This is a genomic window from Nocardia sp. NRRL WC-3656 (assembly GCF_000720265.1).
Lineage (GTDB): Bacteria > Actinomycetota > Actinomycetes > Mycobacteriales > Mycobacteriaceae > Nocardia > Nocardia nova.
In genome coordinates, this window is record NZ_JOJF01000015.1 from 126,345 (window position 1) to 147,013 (window position 20,669).

General features: G+C 67.6%; 19 protein-coding genes, 1 tRNA gene, 1 other RNA gene and 1 pseudogene. 8 read left to right on the forward strand and 14 right to left on the reverse strand.

Features of this window, described 5'->3' with window-relative positions:
- Positions 1-52: 52 nt before the first annotated feature.
- Together IG65_RS0120380 and IG65_RS36005 are read left to right on the forward strand one after the other, a co-directional pair.
- The gene (locus IG65_RS0120380) at positions 53-673 is read left to right on the forward strand and encodes a hypothetical protein (RefSeq protein WP_030516537.1); all 621 of its coding nucleotides are present in this window, start codon (positions 53-55) and stop codon (positions 671-673) included.
- Positions 674-779: 106 nt separating this feature from the next.
- Complete coding sequence (locus tag IG65_RS36005; RefSeq protein ID WP_051756529.1) at positions 780-1,451, forward strand: hypothetical protein; 672 nt, start codon at positions 780-782, stop codon at positions 1,449-1,451.
- Here the strand turns inward: IG65_RS36005 and IG65_RS0120390 are convergent.
- From IG65_RS0120390 to IG65_RS0120425, 8 genes and pseudogenes are all read right to left on the reverse strand, one after another.
- The gene (locus IG65_RS0120390; RefSeq protein ID WP_030516539.1) at positions 1,434-1,958 is read right to left on the reverse strand and encodes a flavin reductase family protein; all 525 of its coding nucleotides are present in this window, start codon (positions 1,956-1,958) and stop codon (positions 1,434-1,436) included. The two genes, IG65_RS36005 and IG65_RS0120390, sit on opposite strands and share 18 nt — an antisense overlap.
- A gap of 36 nt (positions 1,959-1,994) precedes the next feature.
- Positions 1,995-3,236 carry an SfnB family sulfur acquisition oxidoreductase gene (locus IG65_RS0120395; RefSeq protein WP_030516540.1) on the reverse strand — a complete coding sequence of 414 codons (1,242 nt, stop codon included), beginning with the start codon at positions 3,234-3,236 and terminating at the stop codon, positions 1,995-1,997.
- Positions 3,233-4,351 carry a dimethylsulfone monooxygenase SfnG gene (sfnG, locus tag IG65_RS0120400; protein WP_030516541.1) on the reverse strand — a complete coding sequence of 373 codons (1,119 nt, stop codon included), beginning with the start codon at positions 4,349-4,351 and terminating at the stop codon, positions 3,233-3,235. The genes IG65_RS0120395 and sfnG overlap by 4 nt, the downstream gene beginning before the upstream one ends.
- Before the next feature lie 213 nt (positions 4,352-4,564).
- Entirely contained in the window at positions 4,565-5,944 is a 1,380-nt protein-coding gene (locus IG65_RS0120405) for a styrene monooxygenase/indole monooxygenase family protein (protein WP_030516542.1), read from the reverse strand.
- Positions 5,945-6,024: 80 nt separating this feature from the next.
- Positions 6,025-7,456: pseudogene (locus IG65_RS34920) on the reverse strand (LLM class flavin-dependent oxidoreductase).
- On the reverse strand, positions 7,453-8,673 hold the full coding sequence (locus IG65_RS0120415) for an acyl-CoA dehydrogenase family protein (protein ID WP_030516543.1): 1,221 nt from the start codon (positions 8,671-8,673) through the stop codon (positions 7,453-7,455). Before IG65_RS0120415 ends, IG65_RS34920 begins: the two are co-directional and overlap by 4 nt.
- 73 nt (positions 8,674-8,746) lie before the next feature.
- Positions 8,747-9,655, reverse strand: a complete 909-nt coding sequence (locus tag IG65_RS0120420) for a serine hydrolase (protein WP_030516544.1) — start codon at positions 9,653-9,655, stop codon at positions 8,747-8,749.
- A 2-nt stretch (positions 9,656-9,657) separates the two neighbouring features.
- Positions 9,658-10,554, reverse strand: a complete 897-nt coding sequence (locus IG65_RS0120425; protein WP_231509311.1) for a LysR family transcriptional regulator — start codon at positions 10,552-10,554, stop codon at positions 9,658-9,660.
- A gap of 127 nt (positions 10,555-10,681) precedes the next feature.
- Between IG65_RS0120425 and bla the strand changes: the two genes are divergently transcribed.
- Entirely contained in the window at positions 10,682-11,632 is a 951-nt protein-coding gene (bla, locus tag IG65_RS0120430) for a class A beta-lactamase (protein WP_030516546.1), read from the forward strand.
- Positions 11,633-11,732: 100 nt separating this feature from the next.
- Here the strand turns inward: bla and IG65_RS0120435 are convergent, their stop codons facing one another.
- Together IG65_RS0120435 and IG65_RS0120440 are read right to left on the reverse strand one after the other, a co-directional pair.
- Entirely contained in the window at positions 11,733-12,446 is a 714-nt protein-coding gene (locus IG65_RS0120435) for a hypothetical protein (RefSeq protein ID WP_369801570.1), read from the reverse strand.
- 233 nt (positions 12,447-12,679) lie between these two features.
- On the reverse strand, positions 12,680-13,375 hold the full coding sequence (locus tag IG65_RS0120440) for a hypothetical protein (protein WP_030516548.1): 696 nt from the start codon (positions 13,373-13,375) through the stop codon (positions 12,680-12,682).
- Positions 13,376-13,549: 174 nt separating this feature from the next.
- On the opposite strand from IG65_RS0120440, the gene IG65_RS0120445 reads away from it, so the two are divergent.
- Positions 13,550-14,701 (forward strand): LLM class flavin-dependent oxidoreductase, encoded by a 1,152-nt coding sequence (locus IG65_RS0120445; protein WP_030516549.1) that lies wholly within the window; start codon positions 13,550-13,552, stop codon positions 14,699-14,701.
- Between the two features lie 155 nt (positions 14,702-14,856).
- Entirely contained in the window at positions 14,857-15,612 is a 756-nt protein-coding gene (locus IG65_RS0120450; protein ID WP_030516550.1) for an SDR family NAD(P)-dependent oxidoreductase, read from the forward strand.
- Between the two features lie 21 nt (positions 15,613-15,633).
- Here IG65_RS0120450 and IG65_RS0120455 read toward each other — a convergent pair whose 3' ends face one another.
- Positions 15,634-16,221: an HhH-GPD-type base excision DNA repair protein gene (locus IG65_RS0120455; protein WP_030516551.1), complete on the reverse strand. Its 588-nt coding sequence runs from the start codon at positions 16,219-16,221 to the stop codon at positions 15,634-15,636.
- A 140-nt stretch (positions 16,222-16,361) separates the two neighbouring features.
- Between IG65_RS0120455 and IG65_RS0120460 the strand changes: the two genes are divergently transcribed.
- Positions 16,362-17,201 carry a methyltransferase domain-containing protein gene (locus tag IG65_RS0120460; RefSeq protein ID WP_030516552.1) on the forward strand — a complete coding sequence of 280 codons (840 nt, stop codon included), beginning with the start codon at positions 16,362-16,364 and terminating at the stop codon, positions 17,199-17,201.
- Between the two features lie 99 nt (positions 17,202-17,300).
- Here the strand turns inward: IG65_RS0120460 and IG65_RS0120465 are convergent, their stop codons facing one another.
- The gene (locus tag IG65_RS0120465; RefSeq protein ID WP_030516553.1) at positions 17,301-18,587 is read right to left on the reverse strand and encodes an aminotransferase class I/II-fold pyridoxal phosphate-dependent enzyme; all 1,287 of its coding nucleotides are present in this window, start codon (positions 18,585-18,587) and stop codon (positions 17,301-17,303) included.
- Positions 18,588-18,712: 125 nt separating this feature from the next.
- Positions 18,713-18,807, reverse strand: an RNA gene (gene ffs, locus IG65_RS36495) — signal recognition particle sRNA small type.
- A gap of 107 nt (positions 18,808-18,914) precedes the next feature.
- On the opposite strand from ffs, the gene IG65_RS0120470 reads away from it, so the two are divergent.
- Both IG65_RS0120470 and IG65_RS0120475 read left to right on the forward strand, forming a co-directional pair.
- On the forward strand, positions 18,915-19,886 hold the full coding sequence (locus IG65_RS0120470) for a hypothetical protein (protein ID WP_030516554.1): 972 nt from the start codon (positions 18,915-18,917) through the stop codon (positions 19,884-19,886).
- Between the two features lie 44 nt (positions 19,887-19,930).
- A tRNA-Ser gene (locus IG65_RS0120475) sits at positions 19,931-20,015 on the forward strand.
- A gap of 61 nt (positions 20,016-20,076) precedes the next feature.
- Here IG65_RS0120475 and IG65_RS0120480 read toward each other — a convergent pair.
- Positions 20,077-20,574 (reverse strand): nitroreductase family deazaflavin-dependent oxidoreductase, encoded by a 498-nt coding sequence (locus IG65_RS0120480; protein WP_030516555.1) that lies wholly within the window; start codon positions 20,572-20,574, stop codon positions 20,077-20,079.
- Between the last annotated feature and the right edge of the window lie 95 nt (positions 20,575-20,669).

Consider the following 20,669-nt stretch of genomic DNA (forward strand, 5'->3'; position numbering starts at 1 on the left):
TCAGCTTTCGTCCGGACCGTTCGGCCGGAAGTCTCGTGAGAAGGAATCCTGAATGAAGTTCGGCACGTTCGCCGCAACCTCGATCCTGGCGGTGGCCACGGTCGGGATCACCGCGGGAACCGTGAACGCCAGTCCCCCGGCCGCACCACCGGCCGCCGCCAAAGAGATCACCACCTCCGGAACCGACCGCGGAGTCACCTATCACGCTGTGCTCAGCGACTTTTCGCGGGTCCTGACCGCCGTCGTCGAGCACGGGCGATTCGAGGTCGACAAGGACGCGACCGCTGTGGCCCTGAAGTCCGACAACGGCGCCGACCTCGTCACGGTGCCGCTGACGTACCGGATGGCCGGCAGCACGGTCCATGTCGCGCAACACATCAGCGACGACGGGCACAAGGTCGTGCTCGAGCCCAAGGCCACCGCCACCGAGATCGGCGAGATGCAGCCGATCAATTCGATGGCGCGGCTGACCAACGAAATCAATCAGAACGTCGTCGGCCTGGTGGCCGGTGGCGTGCTCGGCGGCCTGATCGGCGCCGTCCTCGGGATGGGCTTCTTCAGCATCATCACCGGGCCGATCGGCATGGTGGTCGGCGCCATCGCGGGCGGATACGCGATGGGCGGCCAGCCGTTCCTGGACGCCGTCAACGCGGTCGTGAGCGGACAGCCCTGATCCGGGCCGGTGTCGCGGGGCGGACCGCGCCGCCCCGCGACACCGGTTTCGGACATCACGGGCGTTCTGCTTGCACCCCCGGCGAATTCGTGGCTCAATCCGAAGGATGGCCGGGGAACCGTATAGATGGGTCGCGACAGCCGAGACCGACATGGTCGAACTGCGCGATCCGGTTTCCGGCCGCGCGGTCGAGATCGTGCGGCCCTCGGACGAGGACCTGCCCGCTCCACTGCTGCGCGAGGTCGAGACGCTGGTCTTCGACTGGGCCAATCTGCTCACCCAGTACGAGGCGTGGTCGGATCTGCACACGCTGTACCGCCGCGAGCCGGACACCGTTCTCTGGGCCCTGAGTTGGCTGCTGGCGCTCTGGGCGGTCGTCGGTGAGACCAGGACCGGCAAACCGGCCGATGCGATCATCCGCGACCTGGATTACCGCGGGGGCTGGCGGGATCTGCGCAACGCGGAGGACGAGCGGGTCTGGACCGGATTGACGCAACGGGTGCGGCTGGGCGGCATCGCCGCGCTCACCGAGGATCCGCGGGCAGTGCGGGCCTATCACGACGCCTGCGTCGAACCGGCCGATATCGGCCCGATTCTACTGCGGCACACACTGATTCATCTGGACGCGCTGAGCCAGGACATGGACCGCGCCGGCATGCGGGCGCGCGGGCTCGCCTCCGCGGTACTCGATCACACCGCTCCCGATCCCGGACCGCGGCGGCGGCTCTGTTTCCGGCCCTCGCGGCCGGGACCGGACGGGTTACGCGACCTCGGCTGAGGCCGGATCTGCGCCGGGATGCAGGCGGCGGAATCGGCTGCCGTGAAAGACCAGCGGTTCGTGCTGTGAGCGCGTAGCCAGGCGGGTGATCTGCACCAGGACGACCTGATGGTCGCCGGCCGACACCTGAGTGTGCACCGTGCCCTCCAGCCAGGCCGCCGCGCCGCCGACGAAGAGGGAACCACCCTCTCCCCGATGCACTTCGACATCGCCGAACCGGTCACCGTTGCGGCTGCTCATTCGCTGCGCCACCTCGTCCTGGTGGGCGCTGAGCAGGCTCAGACCCAATCGCTGGGCGCCGACCAGTGTGGGCCAGGTGGTCGAGCTGTTCTGCACGCAGAAGGACACCAGCGGCGGATCCAGGGATACGGGCACGAAGGTGCTCACCACCAAACCGGCCGGAACGCCGTCGAATTCCGCGCAGATCGCGACCACACCGCTCGGGAAATGCGCGAAGGCACGACGCAAACCCGCACTGTCGGAGGGTATTTCGCTCAGATCAGACATGGTTACCCACTTCTCGACTCACTCGCGGACGTCTGTTCAGATGACGCCGTGCAACGGGGGTGCGGTGCCGTTGAGCACCGCGCGCCCGATGTGCTGGTACTTCCACCGCACCGGATCGTGCAGCGTATGCGTGCGGGCGTTGCGCCAGAACCGGTCCAAACCCAGATCGGCTGCGGCACTGCGGGTTCCGCTCACCTCGAACAGTGCGGCCGACACCTCGTTCGCGGCGCGGTCGGAGGTGATCTTGGCGGTGGCGACCGCGATCGACGCCTCCGCCGCGAGCGCAGTGGCCGTCTCGGTGGCGAGTTTGCCGCTGTTCGTCTGTGCGACCACATGATCCACGGCTCGCCCGGCCACCTCGAAAGTCGCCTCGGCGGCGGCCACGGTGACCGCCAACTCGCCGACGCGCTGGATCACCAGCGGATCCTCACTCGCCCGATCGACCCCGGCCTCGAACCACGGGCGGCTCTCGGTGCGCACGAACTCCGCGGCCGCGTCCAGCGCGCCGCGGGCGATGCCCACGTCGATCGCGACGTGCAGCAACTGCGCGAAGGCTCCGTAACCGGTGGGGGCACGCACCGCCGCCGCCCGCGAAATCAGCTGGTCACCCGTGACCCGCACCGCCTCGAGTGTCACGGTCCCGCTACCCGTCGTGCGCTGGCCGATGCCGTTCCAGTCGTCGACGATCGTCACACCCGCGGTATCGGCGGGCAGGAAGGCGATGTATTCGCCGGGGTCCAGGCCGCTGCGCCCGTCGGGATCGTCCAGACGGGTCAGGACGGCCAGCAGATCCGCGAAAAGCGAACCCGTACAATAGAATTTGGTTCCGTCGATTCTCAACCCGCCGTCGGCGGGACGCAGTGTGGTGCCGATTTCGGCGATGGTCGCGCTGCTGCGCTCGGATTGCGCGTTCGCTATCCGCGCGCCGGCGAGCACCCGTCCGAAATACCGTTCCCGCTGAGCCCGAGTTCCCGCCAGTCGCAACAGATTCAGATAGACGAAATGGCTGTGCGGAATCTGCGCGATATTCGGGTCCGCCGCCGCCAGCAGCCGGAACACCTCCGCCACCTGGGCGGGCGCCAGATCCGCGCCACCGAATTCGGCCGGCACGGTGACGGCCAGCAGCCCACTGGCCGAGAGCTGGTCCAGTTCCCGATGCGGCAACTCGCGGGCACTGTCGCGCCGGGCCGCACCGACCGCGAACTGCGCGGCCATACGTGCCGCCGTCTCGTGAGCCTGGGCGACGGAGGTGATCCGCGCGGCGGCGACGGCAGTCATCGACTCGCCGCCAATTCGGGTTCGCGCTGGGCCTCCAGCTCCCGGACCAGCGGCAGCACCTTGGCGCCGAAGTACTCGATCTCCTCCTGGAAATGCAGGAAGCCCGCGAGGATGAGGTCGACCCCGAGGTCGCGGTAGGCGACGATCCGCTCGGCGATCTGCTCGGGAGTGCCGATCAGCTGGGTGCGGAACCCGTCGTTGTACTGCACCAGATCTTCGTAGGTGGAATCGGCCCACATGCCCTTGCCGTCGCGCGTGGAAGCGCCGGCCTGCTGCACCGCGTCGCGGAAACCCTCCACGGCGGGCCGGTTGGCCTTCTCGATGATCTCGCGCAGGGTGTCGCGGGCCTCGGCCTCGGTGTCACGCGCGATGATGAACCCGTTCAGGCCGAACTTGACCTCACGGTTGTGCTCGCGCGCGACCGCCCGGACATCCTCGATCTGTTCGGTGACGCCGTCGAAATCCTTGCCGTTGGAGAAGTACCAGTCGGCGTAGCGGCCGCCGTTGCGGCGCGCGGCGGTCGAGTTACCGCCTTGGAAGAGTTCGGGATTCGGCCGCTCCGCCGTGTTGAGCGGCTTGGGCTTCAGTGTCAGGTCGCGGATCCGGTAGAAGTCGCCGGCGTAGTTCACCTCGTCCTCGGTCCACAGCTTGCGGATGACCTCGAGGAATTCTGCGCTGCGCCGGTACCGCTCGTCGTGCTCGAGCCACGGCTCCCCGAGCGCGGTGAACTCCCCGCCGAACCAACCGGATACGACATTGATCGCGAAGCGTCCGCCGGACAGATGGTCGGCGGTGACCCCGAATTTCGCCAGTACCGCCGGATGCCACAGCCCCGGGTGCACGGCCGCGATCACCTTCAGCCGCTCGGTGGCGCCCAGCAGCGCGAGGCTGAACGACGTCGACTCGTGCTGGTATTCCGCCCCGTAGGAGGCGGTGTAGCGCACCTGCGAGAGGGCGTAGTCGAAGCCGTTGTTCTCGGCCGTGCGCGCCAGCTTCTTGTTGTATTCGAAATCCCAGCCGGTGCGCTGATCGATCGTGCTGGTCACCAGCCCGCCGCTGACGTTGGGCACCCAGTAGGCGAACCGGGTCTGCTCGGCGATCTTCTCGGTGGTCATCGACACTCCTGTGATGGGGACATCCGCACCCGGTCGCGCCGACGGCCGGGATGTTCGGTGCGCGAACCGTGGTCGGTACAACCGTGGTCAGTGCGCCGAGTGCGGCAACCGTGCACCCGGCGCACTTCCACTTCAACACCGCCGAACCGCCCGGACGAGGGTTTGAATCCTCAGGATCGGATCAGCCGCTGTGCTTCGATCAACGGCCCGCCGTTACGCCGGAGCGACCGCCGAGCCGTACCGCGAGCGTTCGAACCGGGCCGCCGGCTGGAATCGCGCGACCAGCTCGTCGGCGCCCTCACCGGTGATCTGCTCGAGCAGCGCGTCGGCGTCGGCGAGCGAGTTGATCTGCAGCAGGGGTTGTGGCTTGTGCAGCGTGCTCACCAGCACCGAGGCGACGCGCTGGTCGACGGCCGCGGCGGCGAAGAACCGGTTGCCGATCTCGGCCAGCTCCGGATCGCCGAGGAACAGGCGGGTCACCTTGGCGGCGGCATCGGAGCGGGCCAGCAGGAACGCGGTGTACTGCTCCTCGATCCATTCGGCGTCGAAGGGGCCCTCGTGCGCGGAGGCGGCCGCGACGAGCCGCTGCGCCTGAATGAGTCCGCTCTGCGCGCCCTGGCCGGCGATCGGGTCGTAGGCGACCGCGGTGTCCCCGAGCGCCGCCACGACGTGCCCACCGGCCGTGCGGCCGACACCGTGCCGAACCACCGGCCGCACCGCGCCCTTCAGCCAGGAGTGCGGGTCCTCGGCGATCACCTTGGTGGCCAGCACCTCCGGCAGATCCCAGTCGATGTAGTCGCGGTAGAGCTCGGTCACGATGCGGTGCGCCGACTCGGCGGAATCCGCGGCGGCGAACCGGCTCTCCCATTCACTGCCCGGCCGCGCCCAGCCGAGGAAGGCCCAGCTCGGCCCGGCGTCCTTGTGCAGATACGGACCCCACCACGCCTCGCCCTGCTCGGCGAAGATGGAGAATCCGCTGTGCTGGCCGCCGGACGTGCTGCGGTGCGCGAAAACCTCGGGGTCGTACCCCAATCCGGTCACGGTGACGGTGAGCAGGCTGCGCTGCGGCGCGTCGTAGACGGTCCGTTCGGTGTCGATCGAGAACAGCTCCGCCAAACCCGCCTTACCGGTCGCGACCAGTACCAGATCGTTCGCGGCGGCGATGGCGTCCAGGCTCTCGGGGGTCACCTTCTCGACCACGAAGCGACCACCGGCCTCGACGAACGCTGTCAGTCGCTCGTCGACCTCGAGCCGGGTGTCGACCGCGATACCGACGAACCCGTCGAAATCGCCGTCGAATCCGATCAATTCGGGCCGCTCCGGCCCGGGACCCGCGATGCGCACGCTGAGTCCGGTGTGCTGCGGGGCCCGATTCACGTAGGTGTCGAGTCCGAGGGCGGTTTCGGCGGCCTGGGCCTCACCGAAGATGAGCGCGGTTCCGGTGGCGGGGATGTCGTCACGCAGACCGCGTTGGTCGCGATCGCTGTGGATCGTGACGTCGAACCCGGCTTGCTGCAGTCCGAGAGCGGCGGTGACACCGGCGATGCCGGCGCCGACGATGGCGGCGGTGCGTTTCGAATTCTGATTCGTCATAGCCGAAATACTGCGCTTGCCAGCGGCTTTCGTTGACAGTTGCAATCACCGGGAATCGATGTACCCGCACCGCCGATCGGTCACGTCGCCGTGATGCCCGCCCGCGGTCGCACCTGTTCGTCCGGCAGCGCCGTCGAACCCGGCCCGCCGAGCCGATAGCGGGCGCCGCGATGGTCGGCCGGCAACCGGTCGCCCGTGCCGAACAGCGCGTTGCGCAGGGTGCCCGGGACAATACTCCCGCGGATAGGCGCCGCGCTCGGTGAGCACCGGAATCACGTGCCGCACAATATCTTCGAATGTGCCCGGGGTAATCGCGTAGGCCAGGTTATAGCCGTCGATATCGGTCTCGTCGACCCATTCCTGGAGCCGGTCCGCCACCGACGTACCCGATCCGACGAATACGGGCCCCATTCCGCCGACGCCGGCCCCGGCCGCGATATCTCGCACGGTCCATTCCCGGCCGTCGTCGTCGAATTCCTGGAACGCGGCCACGGCGGACAGGATCGCATTGCTGTTCACCTCGCCGATCGGGTCGTCGAGGTCGTACCGGGACAGGTCGATACCCATCCAGCCGGACATGAACACCAGGCCGCCCTCGACGCTCGCGTACGAGCGGTATTCGTCGTATTTGCGTTGCGCCGCTTCGTCGGTGGCGTCGGTGATGATGGTGGCGAGCGCGTAGACCCGGGCGGCGTAGCGGTCGCGACCGGCCGCCTCCAGAGCATCGCGGATACGGGTAACCGTCTGTGCCAGCACTCGTTTCGACGGCGCGGCGACGAAGATCGCCTCGGCGTTCTCGGCGGCGAAGGCTACGCCGCGGGGTGAGGCGCCTGCCTGGTAGATCACCGGGGTCCGCTGCGGCGAGGGCTCCGACAGGTGAATACCCGGCACCGTGAAGTGCTTTCCGGCGTGCCCGATGTGATGCACCTTCGCCGGATCGACGTAGATGCCCTGCGCCCGGTCGCGCACGACCGCGTCGTCCTCCCAGGAACCTTCCCAGAGCTTGTACAGCACCTCGAGGTATTCGTCGGCGTGGTTGTAGCGTTCGTCGTGGTCGAGGTGTTCGGACTCACCCATATTGGCGGCGGCCGACGGTAGATATCCGGTGACCACGTTCCAGCCCAACCGGCCGTTGGTCAGATGGTCCAGGGTCGACAGCCGCCTGGCGAACGGGAAGGGATGCTCGAACCCGGTGCCGGTCGTGATGCCGAACCCCAGATGTTCGGTCACCGCCGCCATCGCCGAGACCAGCAGCAGCGGATCGGCGACCGGTACCTGCGCGCCCTGCCGCAACGCGGCGATGTCGTTGCCTCCGTACACGTCGTAGATACCCAGCACGTCGGCGATGAAGATGCCGTCGAAACGGCCGCGTTCCAGCAGTTTCGCCAATTCGGTCCAGTAGCTCAGCTCCTTGTAGCGATGCGACTGGTCCTCGGGGTGGCGCCACAGCCCCGGGGACTGGTGCGCCACACAGTTCATATCGAAGGCGTTGAAACGGATGCGCCGGGTCATCGCCGCACCTGACCCTCGCGGCTGCCCGCGCTCCACGCGTACGGGAGTTCGGATCCGTTGAGCAGGTGGTCGCCGATGGCTCGCGCCTTCTGAACCGCGGGATTGTGCACCGAGATGGTGCGGGCGTTGCGCCAATGCCGGTCCAGCCGCAGATCTTCGGAGGTGATCGAGGCGCCACCGACCTCGAACAGCTGGGTGGTGGCGGTCAGGACGGTGTCGATCACACCGAGTTGCGCCTGGGCCGAGGCCAATTCGACCGCATCCAGCGCGGCCTCGTCCTGTGCTCCGGCGGCCAGCACGCCGTCCAGCAGGTCGGCCACGGCCAGCACACTGGCCCGCGCTCCGAACGCCGCGGCCGACAGCTTCCCGATCACCTGCTGTACCAGCGGGTCGTGGCGGGGTAGATCGGCGACCGAATGGGTGTAGCTGCGGGTGCGGTCGGCGACCCAGGCCCGAACGTCGGATTCCGCCCGCTGGGCGATACCGGCCAGCACCGCCAACTGCACCAACTGCAGATACGAGGTGGCGTAGGTACGGCCGGGCGCGCCGTAACCCGGGCCGAGCACGCGCTCTTCGGCGATCCGCACATCGTTGAATTCCGTTGTGCCGCTGGCGGTCAGCCGTTGCCCGAAGCCGTCCCAGTCGTCGCTCTGGCGCACACCGTCGGCATTCGCGTCGACCAGCACCGACACCCGTTCCCCGTCACGGTCTGCCGCGACCAGAATATGGTCGGCGTACAGCGAACCGGTGCTGTAGTACTTGGTGCCGTTCAGCAGCCAGTCGTTGTCGGTGCCACGAGTCAGCCGAGTGCGGTAGCGGTCTACCGCGCCGACGCCCGGTTCGGTGATGGCGTTACCGACCAGCACACCGGAGCCGGCCGCGCGCAGCCAGTGCTCGCGCGCGGGACCGGGCTCGGCCAGCAGCTGATCCTCGACGAACGAGAAGTGCACCCGAAGTGCCTGCGGCAGATTGGATTCCGCGGCGGCGAGGTCGATCAGCAGCCGGAACAGCTGTCGCACGCTGACGCCGAAGCCGCCGTATTCGGCCGGCACCCGGAGCGCCCCGAATCCGGCTTGCCGTAGCCAGTCGACCTCCTCGTAGGCCAGGCGGCGATCGATCTCGCGCGCCACCGCCCCGGCGGCGATGCGGTCGAATACGGGGCCGAAGATGTCGTCGAGGTCGCGATCGGAGATCTGCTGCGGTGCTGTGGAGGCCATACCCGACGATGACCCGGCAGCGCGATTCGCTCACCCGTTACACGCAGCGGGAACATAACTATCCGTCACATGCTCAGGAGGGGCGCATCCGCAGTTCGTCGTGGAGGATCCGCGCGGCGGTGGCCATCGCGGCCTCCGCGCCGGGCTGCACCACGGCGGGTACCCGCGATCGGGTCAGCACGGCTACGGCCAGGGTTTGCCCGTCGGCGTGTTCGGCTACGCCCGCCTCGTGCCGCAGATTCAGCAGCGTGCCGGTCTTCGACGACCAGCGGGTGGCGTCGGAGCTGAAATCGGGGGCGAGGCGTTGACGTAACAGGTTGCCCGACAGGAACTCTCGCACTCTCGCGGCGGCGTCGCGGTGGGCCCGCACCGGCCGCCACACTTCGGCGAGCAGATCGACGAACGCTCGCGCGGTGCCGGTGTTGGCATGGCTGATGTCGAGTTGCGTGACCGGATGCCCGCGGCCGGCCGTGGCGGCCTCGATGGCCAGGGCATGAGCGAGGTGACCGTCGGCCGGGGCGAACTGCTCGGCCGGGGTCCGCACCAGATCGTCGGCCAGATGCCGCACCGCGATGCCCTCGTGGCCCAGGCGGCGCAGTTCGGCGGTCACCGCGGCGGGCGGAGTCAGCTCGAACAGGGCGTCGGTGGCCCCGCCGTCGCTGATCGCGATGCTCAGATACATCAGATCCTCGACCGCGACCGTGGCCGGATGGCGAAATCTGCTCAACCCGGTCGGGCCGGCCACCGTGCTGCGGCCGGGCAGCACCCGGATCGGAGCCGCCGGATCGATCTCGCCGCGCATCACCCGTTCCATCGTCGCCAGTACGAGCGGCACCTTCACCAGCGAAGCGATCGGCAATTCCAGTTCGGCGTCGAGTCCCAGCTCGTCGCCGGTGTCGAGATCGCGCACCAGGATCGAGCCGTCCAGTCCGGCGTCGTGCAGTTCCGTGCGCGCGCGGCGCAGTGCGGTCGAAACGCCCATGTTCAGCTCCGCTCGTCGCGGGCGACGTCGTTGTCCGGCACGCCGAGACAGCGGCCGATCGGTTCGGCGCCCAGGGCGCGCACGCGTTCCGCGTCCTCGCGCGATCCGGCCGCGATGTCGTAGCCCCGGGCGAGCTCCACCTCCCCGATCGGCCGCCAGTGCAGGCCCAGTTCGGCGGCCTGGGCGGGCGAGCACAACAGCAGATCGGTGCCGTCGAGCACCTCGGCGACCGCGGTGACCAGCGACGGCGCGACCTCCACCTGGGCCGGGCGCAAGCCGAGCGAATCGCGCAGCCGGGTGATCCGATCGCGGATGTGCGGCACATCGTCCTCCGGCTGTATCCATACGCCGCGCCGACGTTGCTGTCCCGAAAGGCGCAGTACGCGAAGGGTTTCCAGAAAGATCGGCGCGCTGTGCGGGCCGGTGGTGTCGGCCAGGCCCAACGGTACGCGCCAGACGCCGCGATCGGCGGGGACAGCCAGTATCGCGGCACGCACCTCGTGCGTGCGGGTGAGTTCCGCGCGCCGCGCCGGATCGGCCGGCTCCGGTTCGAGCCGAAGTTGCGCGGCGCGGCATTCGGCGATCAGCGCGGCCAGCGGCACCGGCCCGCAGGTGGCGGGCAGCGCCAACCGGAACGGGCGTTGCCGGGCCCGCTCGGCATGTTCGGCCAGAGCCTCGGCGGCCTCGACCAACCGCCGCGCCGACGGCAACATATCGCGGCCGAACGAGGTCAAGGTGGCCGTGCGCGAGGTTCGTTCGAGCAATCGCGCGCCGAAGTGCCGTTCCAGCGCCGCGATCCGGCGACTCGCGACCGACTGCGGGATCTGCGCGGCGGCCGCACCCGCGGTGAAGCTACCGAGCCCGCTCACCGCGACGAACGCCTTGCAGGCGGCGACCATGTCCACGATCGCGCAGTCTATGCCGAAACAGCATGGATACCGCCACAGGTGTCTTGGACAGCATGCGCGAGGGCTGCCACTCTTGCTGCGAGCGCTCACAGCCATCCATCCACAAGGAACGCATATGATGCCCCCTCGCTTCACCCGCTCGGCCGTGCTGGTCGCGGCCGCTGCCACGCTCATCCCACTGAGCGCCTGCGGTGCCGATCGAAGCGCCGCGCCCGTATCGAGCGCGCCCGTATCGACCGCGGCGCCCACATCGACGGTTCCGCTCGCCGCCGAATCACTGGCCGAATTCCACGATCTGGAGGCTCGCCTGCACGGCCGGCTCGGCGTCTACGCGCTCGACACCGGCACCGGACGGGTCGTGGAATACCGCTCGGACGAGCGGTTTCCGTATTGCTCGACGTTCAAGGCGCTGGCCGCGGGAGCGCTGCTGAGCACCCTCCCACCCGCCGAACTCGACCGTCGCATCACCTACACCCGGGCCGATCTGTTGCCCAATTCCCCGGTCACCGAACAACATGTCGACCAGGGTCTGACTCTGCGCGAGATCATGGACGCCGCGGTGCGGTTCAGCGACAACACCGCCGGCAATCTGATGTTCGCCGAACTCGGCGGCCCGCAGGGGTTGCAGCAGCGGCTGCGCGCCATCGGCGATACCACCACGCGGATGGACCGCACCGAAACCACGCTGAACGAGGCCCTGCCCGGCGACGAGCGCGACACCAGTACGCCGCGCGCGCTGGCCGCCGATCTGCGGCACTACGCGCTCGACCCGGCGGTCGCCGCCGATGATCGCGATGTGCTCACCGGACTGCTGCGGGCCAACACCACCGGCGGTGCGCTGATCCGGGCCGGGGTGCCGGCGGGCTGGCAGGTCGGCGACAAGACCGGCGCGGGCAACTACGGAACGCGCAACGATATCGCCGTGGCGTGGCCGCCGGGACGTGCGCCGATCGTGCTGACGATCCTGTCCACCCGCGACCGGCCGGACGCCGAATACGACAATGCGGCGATCGCCCGTGCCGCCACGATCGCGATCGCCACCTTGGACGGCACCCCTGTTCCACGCTGATTGCGCCGAATCACCCTGTACTACAAGGCGTTTAGCAAGAACCGGGTACCCCGGGTCGGTGCCGATCGACCCGGGGTACCCGGCGGGATACCGCTCTCCCCTACCTGGCCGGAGCCGGAGCAGGGTTGAACGGCGCATTGACGGTGGTGAAGTACTGGGCGACCGCCAGAATCGCCACCGGTGCGGTGACCAGCAACTGGCCCGCCAGCGTGCCCAGCGCACCGACCGCGATGACGCCGCCGAAGCAGCCGATCACGGCCGCGGGCAGGAAGGCGCCGAACAGTCCGACGATGGCGGCCGCGGCGACGGTCGCACCCGCGATACCGCCGAGCAAGCAGCCCACGGCTCCGCCGGTGATGCCACCGACCAGCGTGCCGATCGTGGCCCCCGCGGTGATGGTGCTGGTCAGGCGGGTCCACGCCGCTACTTCCCGGTCATAGGGCGTCTTCCACGGCGCCTGGTCCTCGAACGGGAGCGCGACCGGCTTGTAGACCGCGTGCTGCAGATCGAACTGCGGCGTCAGGGTGGCGGTGCGACCTGCGATATCGGCCGCGATCGGGAATTCGAAATCGTCGACCCGGAACTTCAATTCGGTTCCGGCCAGAGTAGTCCCACTGGCGGCCTTGATCTTGAAGACACCATTTTCCACGCCCAGCGAGCCGGCATCGGTGGATATGATCGTCGACTTCTCGTTCGTCGATGCCTGATAATTGACGACACCCTCGTCGGGTGTGTCGGGAGCGGCATTCACGGTGCCGGCCGTCACGCCGACGGCGGCGGCCACCGTGGCCGCTACCACGGCAAAGTTCCTCATCTTCACTGCTTTTCCTCATCACTCATTGCATTCGGCCGGATCGGCTTTATCCAGTTTGTGGTGAATGCGAAAAAGCGACGAGGTTAATCACCAGGTCGATTCGAATAGCCCCCCAGGGAAAAATAAATCGAATCTCACAAATTAAAAAAGAACCCCCGCACTCGAAAGTGCGGGGGTTCTTCAATTCGGCCGCTGAAATAATTACCGGCTCAGGGGTGGGGCCGGTAACCGCTTCATTTGGCCGGAGCCTTGAACGGCTCGTTGATGGTGGAGAAGTACTGGATCACGGCGGCGATGGCGACCGGGGCGGTCACGAAGATCTGGCCGGCGAGCACGCCCAGGAAGCCGACGGCGGCGGCACCGGCGACACAGCCGCCGAGCGGGCCGAGGCCGAACAGGGTGGCCAGCGCGCCGGTGGCGACGACACCGAGGGCAGCGCCCGCGATGCAGCCGATGACCGCACCGCCGATACCACCGGCCGCGGTGCCGATGGCAGCGCCGGTAGCGATGGTGTCCTTGAGACGAGTGAAGGCGGCGACCTCGCGCTCATACGGGGTCTTCCACGGCGCGCTGTCCTCGAACGGGAGCGCGACCGGCTTGTAGACCGCATGCTGCAGATCGAACTGCGGAGTCAGCGTCGCGGTACGACCGGAGATATCGGCGGCGATCGGGAACTCGAAATCGTCGACCCGGAACGTCAATTGCGTTCCGGCCACGGTGGTCCCATCGGCGGCCTTGATCTTGAATACGCCGTCCTCGACATCCATCGACCCGGCGTCGGTCGAAATGACTGCCGCGTTCTCGGTGGACCTCGCCTGGTAGTTCACCACACCGTCGTCGGCGGCCGGAGCGGCCTGAACCGTCCCCGCCAGCGCACCCAACGTCGTCGCGACCAGCGCCGTGAGCACGGCGAATTTCCTCATCTTCACTGCTTGATTCCTCGACTTTCCGACTGCCGGCACGCGGCAGCACAGGTTGCCGTGTCCGGCACAGACACACGGCATCGGTGGAGTTTGCGGGCGTTCGATGCGGATGGGCCAGATTAAGAACCAGCCCGATTACAACCGGTGACTCACTTCCGGTCGTCGGCCATCATGTCCGAAATGAGCCTTTCGTTCCACTGGTTTCTTCCCACCTATGGCGATTCCCGCAATCTGGTCGCGGGCGGTCACGGCACCTCGATGTCGGGCGACCGTCCGGCGTCGCTGCGCTATCTGAATCAGATCGCGGGTGCTGCGGAGGAGAACGGCTTCGAGGCGGTGCTGACGCCGACGGGGGCATGGTGTGAGGACGCCTGGCTGACGACGGCCATGCTGGTGGAAACCACCGAAACCCTCAAATTCCTGGTCGCGTTCCGCCCCGGGGTGGTGAGTCCCACGCTCGCCGCGCAAATGGCCGGAACATTCCAGCGGCATTCGCGGGGACGTCTGCTCCTCAACGTCGTGACCGGCGGCGAACCGCACGAACAGCAGGCCTACGGCGACTTCCTGGACAAGGAACAGCGGTACGAGCGCACCGGCGAATTCCTGCACATCGTGCGGGAGTTGTGGGCGTCCGAGGCTCCGGTGACGTTCGAGGGCAAGCACCTGCAGGTGCGCAACGCGCAACTGAACAATCGGCCCGATCCGATTCCGCCGGTGTTCTTCGGTGGCTCCTCGGCCGCCGCCGGACCGGTGGCCGCCCGCTATGCCGACACCTATCTCACCTGGGGCGAACCGCTGTTCGCGGTGAGCAAGAAACTGGAGTGGATCCGTCGCCTCGCGGTCGATCAGGGGCGGATTCTCGACTACGGCCTGCGCATCCACGTCATCTCCCGCGACACCTCCGAACAGGCCTGGGCCGAGGCGGACCGGTTGCTGTCGGCGGTCGATCCGGCGGATATTCAACGGGTGCAGGCGAATCTGGCGCAGAGCGAATCCGAGGGCCAGCGGCGCATGCTGGAACTGCACGGCGGCAACACCGATCGGCTCGAGATCGCGCCCAACCTGTGGGCGGGTGTCGGACTGGTGCGCGGCGGCGCGGGAACGGCGCTGGTCGGCTCGCACGAAGAGGTGGCCGAGCGGCTCATCGAATACTCCCGCCTCGGCATCACGCAGTTCATTCTCTCCGGTTATCCGCATGTGGAGGAGGCGTACTGGTTCGGTGAGGGAGTCCTGCCGATCCTGCAGCGTCGCGGACTGTGGCAGCCCCCCGCCCACCGCGAAAACCGCGTCACCACAACGCCGTTCGCCACCGCGGCGGCGAGCAGCAGCTGACCGGCCGCGCAGTCCGGCGTACGCACTGCCGCGGTGCAAGACAGCACCGATTCGGCACCACCCACCCCATAGTCGCTAACTCATAGCTACACTCGGCGTCGAGCGATCAGGACCCCGTACATGAGCTAACCGATGTCTCGGAGAGGGTGTCGATCATGGCCGTTTATGACGTAAGCAATCGTGCGGCAATAGTCAGTGGCGGCGGTTCCGGGATCGGACGTGCGGTCGCGCACGAACTCGCGCGCAGCGGCGCCGCGGTCCTGGTGTTCGATCTCGACGAGGACAACGCGCATACGGTGGTCGAGGAAATTCGCGGGGCGGGCGGACAGGCGGCCGCCTTCGCCGGCGACGCCTCCGATCCGGAGACCGTCCAGCGCAGCGTCGCGGCGGCCGCCGAACTCGGACCGCTGCGGATCGCGGTCAACAATGCCGGTATCAGCGGGGAGAGCGCGCTGATCGGCGACTATTCGCTGGAGGGCTGGCGCAAGGTCTTGTCGGTGAACCTCGACGGCGTGTTCTACGCACTGCACGAACAGCTTCCGGCGGTCGCGGCCGCCGGCGGCGGCGCCATCGTGAATATGGCGTCGATCCTCGGCAGCGTGGGATTCGCGAATTCCTCGGCGTACGTCACGGCCAAACACGGCCTGCTCGGCCTCACCCAGAACGCGGCCCTGGAATACGCGGCCCAGGGCGTGCGGGTCACCGCCGTCGGGCCCGGCTTCATCCACACTCCGCTGCTCGGCGCCAACCTCGACGAGGAAACACAGGCCTTCCTGGCCCAGAAACACGCTCTGGGCAGGCTCGGTACACCCGAGGAGGTCGCGGGGCTGGTCGCATTCCTGGCCAGCGATGCGGCCACGTTCATCACCGGGAGCTATCACCTGGTCGACGGCGGCTACACCGCGCAGTAGCCGGATCGCCGCAGGCCCGGGCTATTTCGCCTTGGCTTCCTTCGCGGCGGCCTTCATCTGCTTCTTGAAGGCCCGCACCTCGAGCAGTGACTCGTTGTCGACGATATCAGCGGCGGAGCGGCGCGAATTCGGCTCCGAGTAGGCGCCGGCCGCCTTCTCCCACCCGGCCGGGCGCACACCGAGTTGTTTGCCGAGCAACGCCAGGAAAATTCGTGCCTTCTGGTCCCCGTAGCCGGGCAGCTCCTTCAGCCGGCGCAGCACTTCCTTGCCGTCGGGATCGTCGCGGGTCCAGATCTCGGAGGTGGTGCCGTCGTAATGTTCGACGACGTATCGGGCCAGTTCCTGGGTGCGCCGGGCCATCGACCGGCCGTAGCGGTGAATGGCGGGCGGGGTCGCGCCCAATTCCTCGAATTCCTCCGGATCGGCCTCGGCGATCCGGTGGATATCGAAACCGTTCATGCGGTCGGCGATCTTCTTCGGACCGCGGAAAGCGTGTTCGAGGGGAAACTGCTGATCCAGCAGCATCCCGGTCAAGAGGGCGAAGTCGTCCTCCGACAACAGCTTGTCCGCCTCCGGTTCCTGCGCGAGGCACACTTTGCGGCTCACCATGTATCGATCATGGCAGACGGCCGGATATCCGCCTACCGACGGACGTGACCGGACTCACATGCCTACCCACCCGTAGCTTTTCTGCGCGCGTAGGGTGAAACTTCATGCCCGACACTTTGGCAACACCCACGGTGGAAGATATGGCGCCCACACACAGCTCCTCGGCAGACAATTCCTCGCCCTCGGGGCTGAGGCCGGACCGTTTCGATCGCGCGGGCCGCGACCAACTCATCGACGTCAACGATCTGCAGGCTGCACTTCCCGGAATTCGCGGACTACGCCGCTGGGCGCACGACGCCCTGGCCGTCGCTCCGGGCGAAAGTGCGGTCGACATCGGATCCGGCACCGGCTCGGAGGTGCTGGTCTTCGCCGACGCGGTCGGCCCGACCGGTGACGCGGTCGGCGTCGAACCCGATCCGAATCTGCTGGCCGGGGCGGAACGCCGTGCCGCCCAGCACAATTCGCCGGCCCGATTCGTACCCGGCGATGCCTACGGACTGCCGTTCGGCGGTGACACCTTCGATGTCGCGCTGTGCGAGCGGGTCTTTCAGCATTTGACCGCCCCGGCGCGCGCCGCGCGCGAGATCGCCCGGGTACTGAAGCCGGGCGGCCGCGTCGTCGTCATGGACAGCGACTGGGGCACCGCCATCGTGCACCCCGGCGACCGGCGGGTCGTGCATGAGGTGATCGAAACCCTGATCACCAACACCACCAACCCGTTCTCGGGACGGCGGCTGCCGGGCCTGCTCGCCGGGGCCGGACTGGTCGTCGACGATATCGGCTCGCATGCGCTGGTCCAGGACGCGAGCGCCGGCGCGGGTGCGCTGGTGGCCCGCATCGCCGAGATGGCGGAGGCGCGCGGGGCGATCACCGAGGCGCAGCGGCGGGAGTTGCTGGCGGAACTGGAAGCCGGCGCGCGCACGGGTGACATCCACCTCTCGGTGACGATGTTCGCGGTACTGGCGCACAAGCCGAAGTAACCGGTTCCGACCGGACAACGCGAAGCGAAGACCGGTTCGCGGTCCCCGAACAGGGGCTCGCGAACCGGTCTTTCGACTCCGTGGCGGGTCGCGCCGACCCTACTTCTCCAGCAGCTTCTCGGTCGCCGCGAGCAGGACGCAGGTCGCCAGACCGTCCATCGCCTTCTCCAGGTCGGCGAGCGACGGGAAACTGGGGGCGATGCGAATGTTCTTGTCCTCCGGGTCTTTTCCGTAGGGGAAGGCCGAACCGGCGGGTGTCAGGGCGATGCCGGCCTCCTTGGCCAGCGCCACCACGCGCGCGGCCGTGCCCTCGACCACATCCAGGCTGATGAAGTAGCCGCCCTTGGGCTCGGTCCAGGAGGCGACCTTCGACGCGCCCAGGCGATCCTCCAGAATGCGCAGCACCAGTTTGAATTTCGGCTCCAGCACCGCACGGTGCGCCTGCATATGCCGGCGCACACCCTCGGCATCACCGAAGAAGCGCAGGTGACGCAGCTGGTTCACCTTGTCCGGGCCGATGCTCTTCTTGGCGGCGTACTTCAGGTACCAGGTCAGGTTCTCGGTGGACGAGCCGAAGAAGCTGACTCCGGAACCGGCGAAGGTGATCTTCGAGGTGGAGGCGAACACGAAGGGCCGGTTGGGGTTTCCGGCGGCAGCGGCCATTCCGAGCACGTCGAACACCGGGGCGGCGGTATCGGTCAACGGGTGCACCGCGTAGGCGTTGTCCCAGAACAGGCGGAAGTCCGGCGCCGCGGTGGGCATCGAAACGAGTTCGCGCACAACCTCTTCGGAGAAGTTCACGCCGGTCGGGTTGGAGTAGTTGGGGACCGCCCACAGACCCTTGATCAGCGGGTCGGCGGCGACCAGCTCCGCGATGGCGTGCACGTCCGGGCCGTCGTGGTTGATGGCGATCGGAATCATCTGCACGCCCAGCGATTCGGTGATCCCGAAGTGGCGATCGTATCCCGGGCTCGGGCACAGGAATTTGATCGGCTCGTCGGCCCAGCGGCGCTGCGAGTCGGCCGTACCGTGCAGCATCGCGAACACGATCACGTCGTGCATCAGCTCCAGGCTGGCGTTGTTGCCGGCGAGCAGGTTCTCGACCGGAATGCCCAGCAGTTCACCGAAGATCGCGCGCAGCTCCGGCAGTCCGTGCAGGCCACCGTAGTTGCGGCAGTCGGTGCCGGTGCCGTCACGGTAGTCGTCGGCGCCCGGCAGGGCGAGCAGGCCGGTGGAGAGGTCGAGTTGCTCCGGCGAGGGCTTACCCCTCGTCAGATCCAGCGTGAGCTTCTCGGTCTGGAGCTTCGCGTAGTTCGCGGTCTGCGTCTCGTGTTCCGATACGAGTTCCGCATGGCTCATCAAACCGATCTGCGTTTGCCGGGGCATCCTGAGCAGCCTTTCAAGCAGCGAGGTAACAGGTTGACGGATCGTGCGCTTCTGGCGCCGACCCAGCCGACCACGTTACTCGCCGGATGCGCCCCGTGGCAGATAAGAATATTTCCCCCGGGAAAGAAAGGGGACCCCGCGCACCCGGCAGAGCCCGTTGACCCTTGCTGCCTTCCGGCCCTGGGGGAGTTCACAGGATGCGCGCCGCGCGGGATCCGTCGGCCAGTGTAGTCACAACTGTCCACTCGAGTGGAATCCGGGCGGAGTCGATACGATCACCTGCGACATTTTTCGAGGGGGCTTCCGCGCCAGGACCGGAGGAAAGACGTGACAGGCAGTAATCCACCGCACGGTGGGCCCGAGTATCCGGGACAAGGCAATCCGCCCAACGAAACCGTGCACTGGTGGTCGACGCCGGCGGCTCCGGAGCAGCCGCTCACCGGTACCGATCCGACCGTCATGGGTGGGCGTCCCGGGCCGGTGACCGGCACGGATCCGACCGTTATGGGGGCGGGTTTCGACGCCTATCACGGTGGCGCCCCGCAGCAGCCCTACGCACAGCAGCCACCACCGTCCGTGCCGAGTTATCCACAGCAGCAGTTCCCGCCGCCTTATGCGCAACAGCCGGCCTATCCACGGCCGCCCAAGAAGAACAACACCCCGTGGATCGTCGGCGGCGTGGTCGGCCTGGTCGTGGTGATCGGCATCGTGATCGGCGTGATCGCGCTCACCGGCGGTGGCGGGGGCGGAAGTAAGGGACCGCTCGGCGACAAGAAGGGTGTCGACGGCAACTATTCGATGGCCAATGTCAGCGACGCCTGCTTGCTGATCGATGCCACAGTGCTGCGCAAGTGGGCGCCCACGCCCAAGGACGCGCCCGAGCACACCGAACGCGCACCCGACTCCAGCTTCGGTGGTGGCAACCTGACCTGCCGCGCCCGGTACGACGGCGCCGGCAAGTACGGCACCGACGGTTCCGATATCGACCTCGAGGCCGACTTCCAGAGCAAGTACAGCGATCCGCAGTTCAACAGCTGGAAGAACTACGACACCAAGACCACCGGCAGCGGCCGTACCTCCGGTGATATCGCGGGCATCGGCAGCCAGGCCTACTACGCCGCCTACCAGCAGAACTACTCGAGCTTCGTGACCCTCGACTACACCTGCGCGGCCCTGGACTCCAACGTCTCGGTGAAGGTGGAACTGCGGATCCAGGCCGAGGGCAGCATCGACAGCGCCGACGTCGGCACCACCTGCAAGGAGCAATTGAAGAAGGCCCTCGCCGGCCTGCACAAATAGCCCGGTTTGCTGTTCCGGGGGGTCCACCCGGTATATTGCTCTGCGGAGGATTCGCCTAGTGGCCTATGGCGCTCGCCTGGAACGCGGGTTGGGTTAACGCCCTCAGGGGTTCAAATCCCCTATCCTCCGCCGCGAAACGCCCGCTACCCCAGTGGTAGCGGGCGTTTCTGTTCGTCCGTCGCACTTCTCGTCAGCGGCCGTCCGGGCGGGGACGCAGGACGACCACGGGGATTTCGCGTTCGGTCCACGCTTGATAGGTGTCGAAGTCGGCATAGGCGTCGACGAGCAACGGCCACAGGCGGGCCCGTTCCTGCGGGTCGGCGGTGACGGCGTGAACCGGACGGCGGTCCCGCCCGATCTGGATGTGAGTGTCGGGCTCGGCGCGGAGATTGAGATACCACTGCGGATGTTTGGGAAGGCCGCCCTGTGAGGCGACGATGACCGTGTTCGGACCGTCGGTGATGTAGAGCAGCGGCGTCGTGTATACCACGCCCGACTTCCGGCCGCGATGTTCGAGCAGCAGGGTCGGCACCGGTTTGCGGAAGCCGGCCCCGATGCGCCACTTACCGCCGATGCGGCCGCCGGTGCGCCGATAGGTCCACACCTGCGCACGGCCCACGATCTTGAAGATCTTGGGCAGCAGCGGGGAATCGAGTTGTTTCGGCCGGGGCGGCGTCGTGGCTGGCATGGTCTTCCTTACCTTTCTTTCGTGGTGATAGAGCCCGCAGCCATCGGGTTCCGAATCACCTGGGAGCGGTGGGTTTGGCTTCATGGTCGTTGCCG

What these genes read in the sequence shown, in the direction of transcription:
- IG65_RS0120380 (WP_030516537.1), top strand. Translation starts at nt 53, where the DNA reads ATGAAGTTCGGCACGTTCGCCGCAACCTCGATCCTGGCGGTGGCCACG.
- IG65_RS36005 (WP_051756529.1), top strand. Translation starts at nt 780, where the DNA reads ATGGCCGGGGAACCGTATAGATGGGTCGCGACAGCCGAGACCGACATG.
- IG65_RS0120390 (WP_030516539.1), bottom strand. Translation starts at nt 1,958, where the DNA reads ATGTCTGATCTGAGCGAAATACCCTCCGACAGTGCGGGTTTGCGTCGT.
- IG65_RS0120395 (WP_030516540.1), bottom strand. Translation starts at nt 3,236, where the DNA reads ATGACTGCCGTCGCCGCCGCGCGGATCACCTCCGTCGCCCAGGCTCAC.
- sfnG (WP_030516541.1), bottom strand. Translation starts at nt 4,351, where the DNA reads ATGACCACCGAGAAGATCGCCGAGCAGACCCGGTTCGCCTACTGGGTG.
- IG65_RS0120405 (WP_030516542.1), bottom strand. Translation starts at nt 5,944, where the DNA reads ATGACGAATCAGAATTCGAAACGCACCGCCGCCATCGTCGGCGCCGGC.
- IG65_RS0120415 (WP_030516543.1), bottom strand. Translation starts at nt 8,673, where the DNA reads ATGGCCTCCACAGCACCGCAGCAGATCTCCGATCGCGACCTCGACGAC.
- IG65_RS0120420 (WP_030516544.1), bottom strand. Translation starts at nt 9,655, where the DNA reads ATGGGCGTTTCGACCGCACTGCGCCGCGCGCGCACGGAACTGCACGAC.
- IG65_RS0120425 (WP_231509311.1), bottom strand. Translation starts at nt 10,554, where the DNA reads ATGGTCGCCGCCTGCAAGGCGTTCGTCGCGGTGAGCGGGCTCGGTAGC.
- bla (WP_030516546.1), top strand. Translation starts at nt 10,682, where the DNA reads ATGCCCCCTCGCTTCACCCGCTCGGCCGTGCTGGTCGCGGCCGCTGCC.
- IG65_RS0120435 (WP_369801570.1), bottom strand. Translation starts at nt 12,446, where the DNA reads ATGAGGAACTTTGCCGTGGTAGCGGCCACGGTGGCCGCCGCCGTCGGC.
- IG65_RS0120445 (WP_030516549.1), top strand. Translation starts at nt 13,550, where the DNA reads ATGAGCCTTTCGTTCCACTGGTTTCTTCCCACCTATGGCGATTCCCGC.
- IG65_RS0120450 (WP_030516550.1), top strand. Translation starts at nt 14,857, where the DNA reads ATGGCCGTTTATGACGTAAGCAATCGTGCGGCAATAGTCAGTGGCGGC.
- IG65_RS0120455 (WP_030516551.1), bottom strand. Translation starts at nt 16,221, where the DNA reads ATGGTGAGCCGCAAAGTGTGCCTCGCGCAGGAACCGGAGGCGGACAAG.
- IG65_RS0120460 (WP_030516552.1), top strand. Translation starts at nt 16,362, where the DNA reads ATGGCGCCCACACACAGCTCCTCGGCAGACAATTCCTCGCCCTCGGGG.
- IG65_RS0120465 (WP_030516553.1), bottom strand. Translation starts at nt 18,587, where the DNA reads ATGCCCCGGCAAACGCAGATCGGTTTGATGAGCCATGCGGAACTCGTA.
- IG65_RS0120480 (WP_030516555.1), bottom strand. Translation starts at nt 20,574, where the DNA reads ATGCCAGCCACGACGCCGCCCCGGCCGAAACAACTCGATTCCCCGCTG.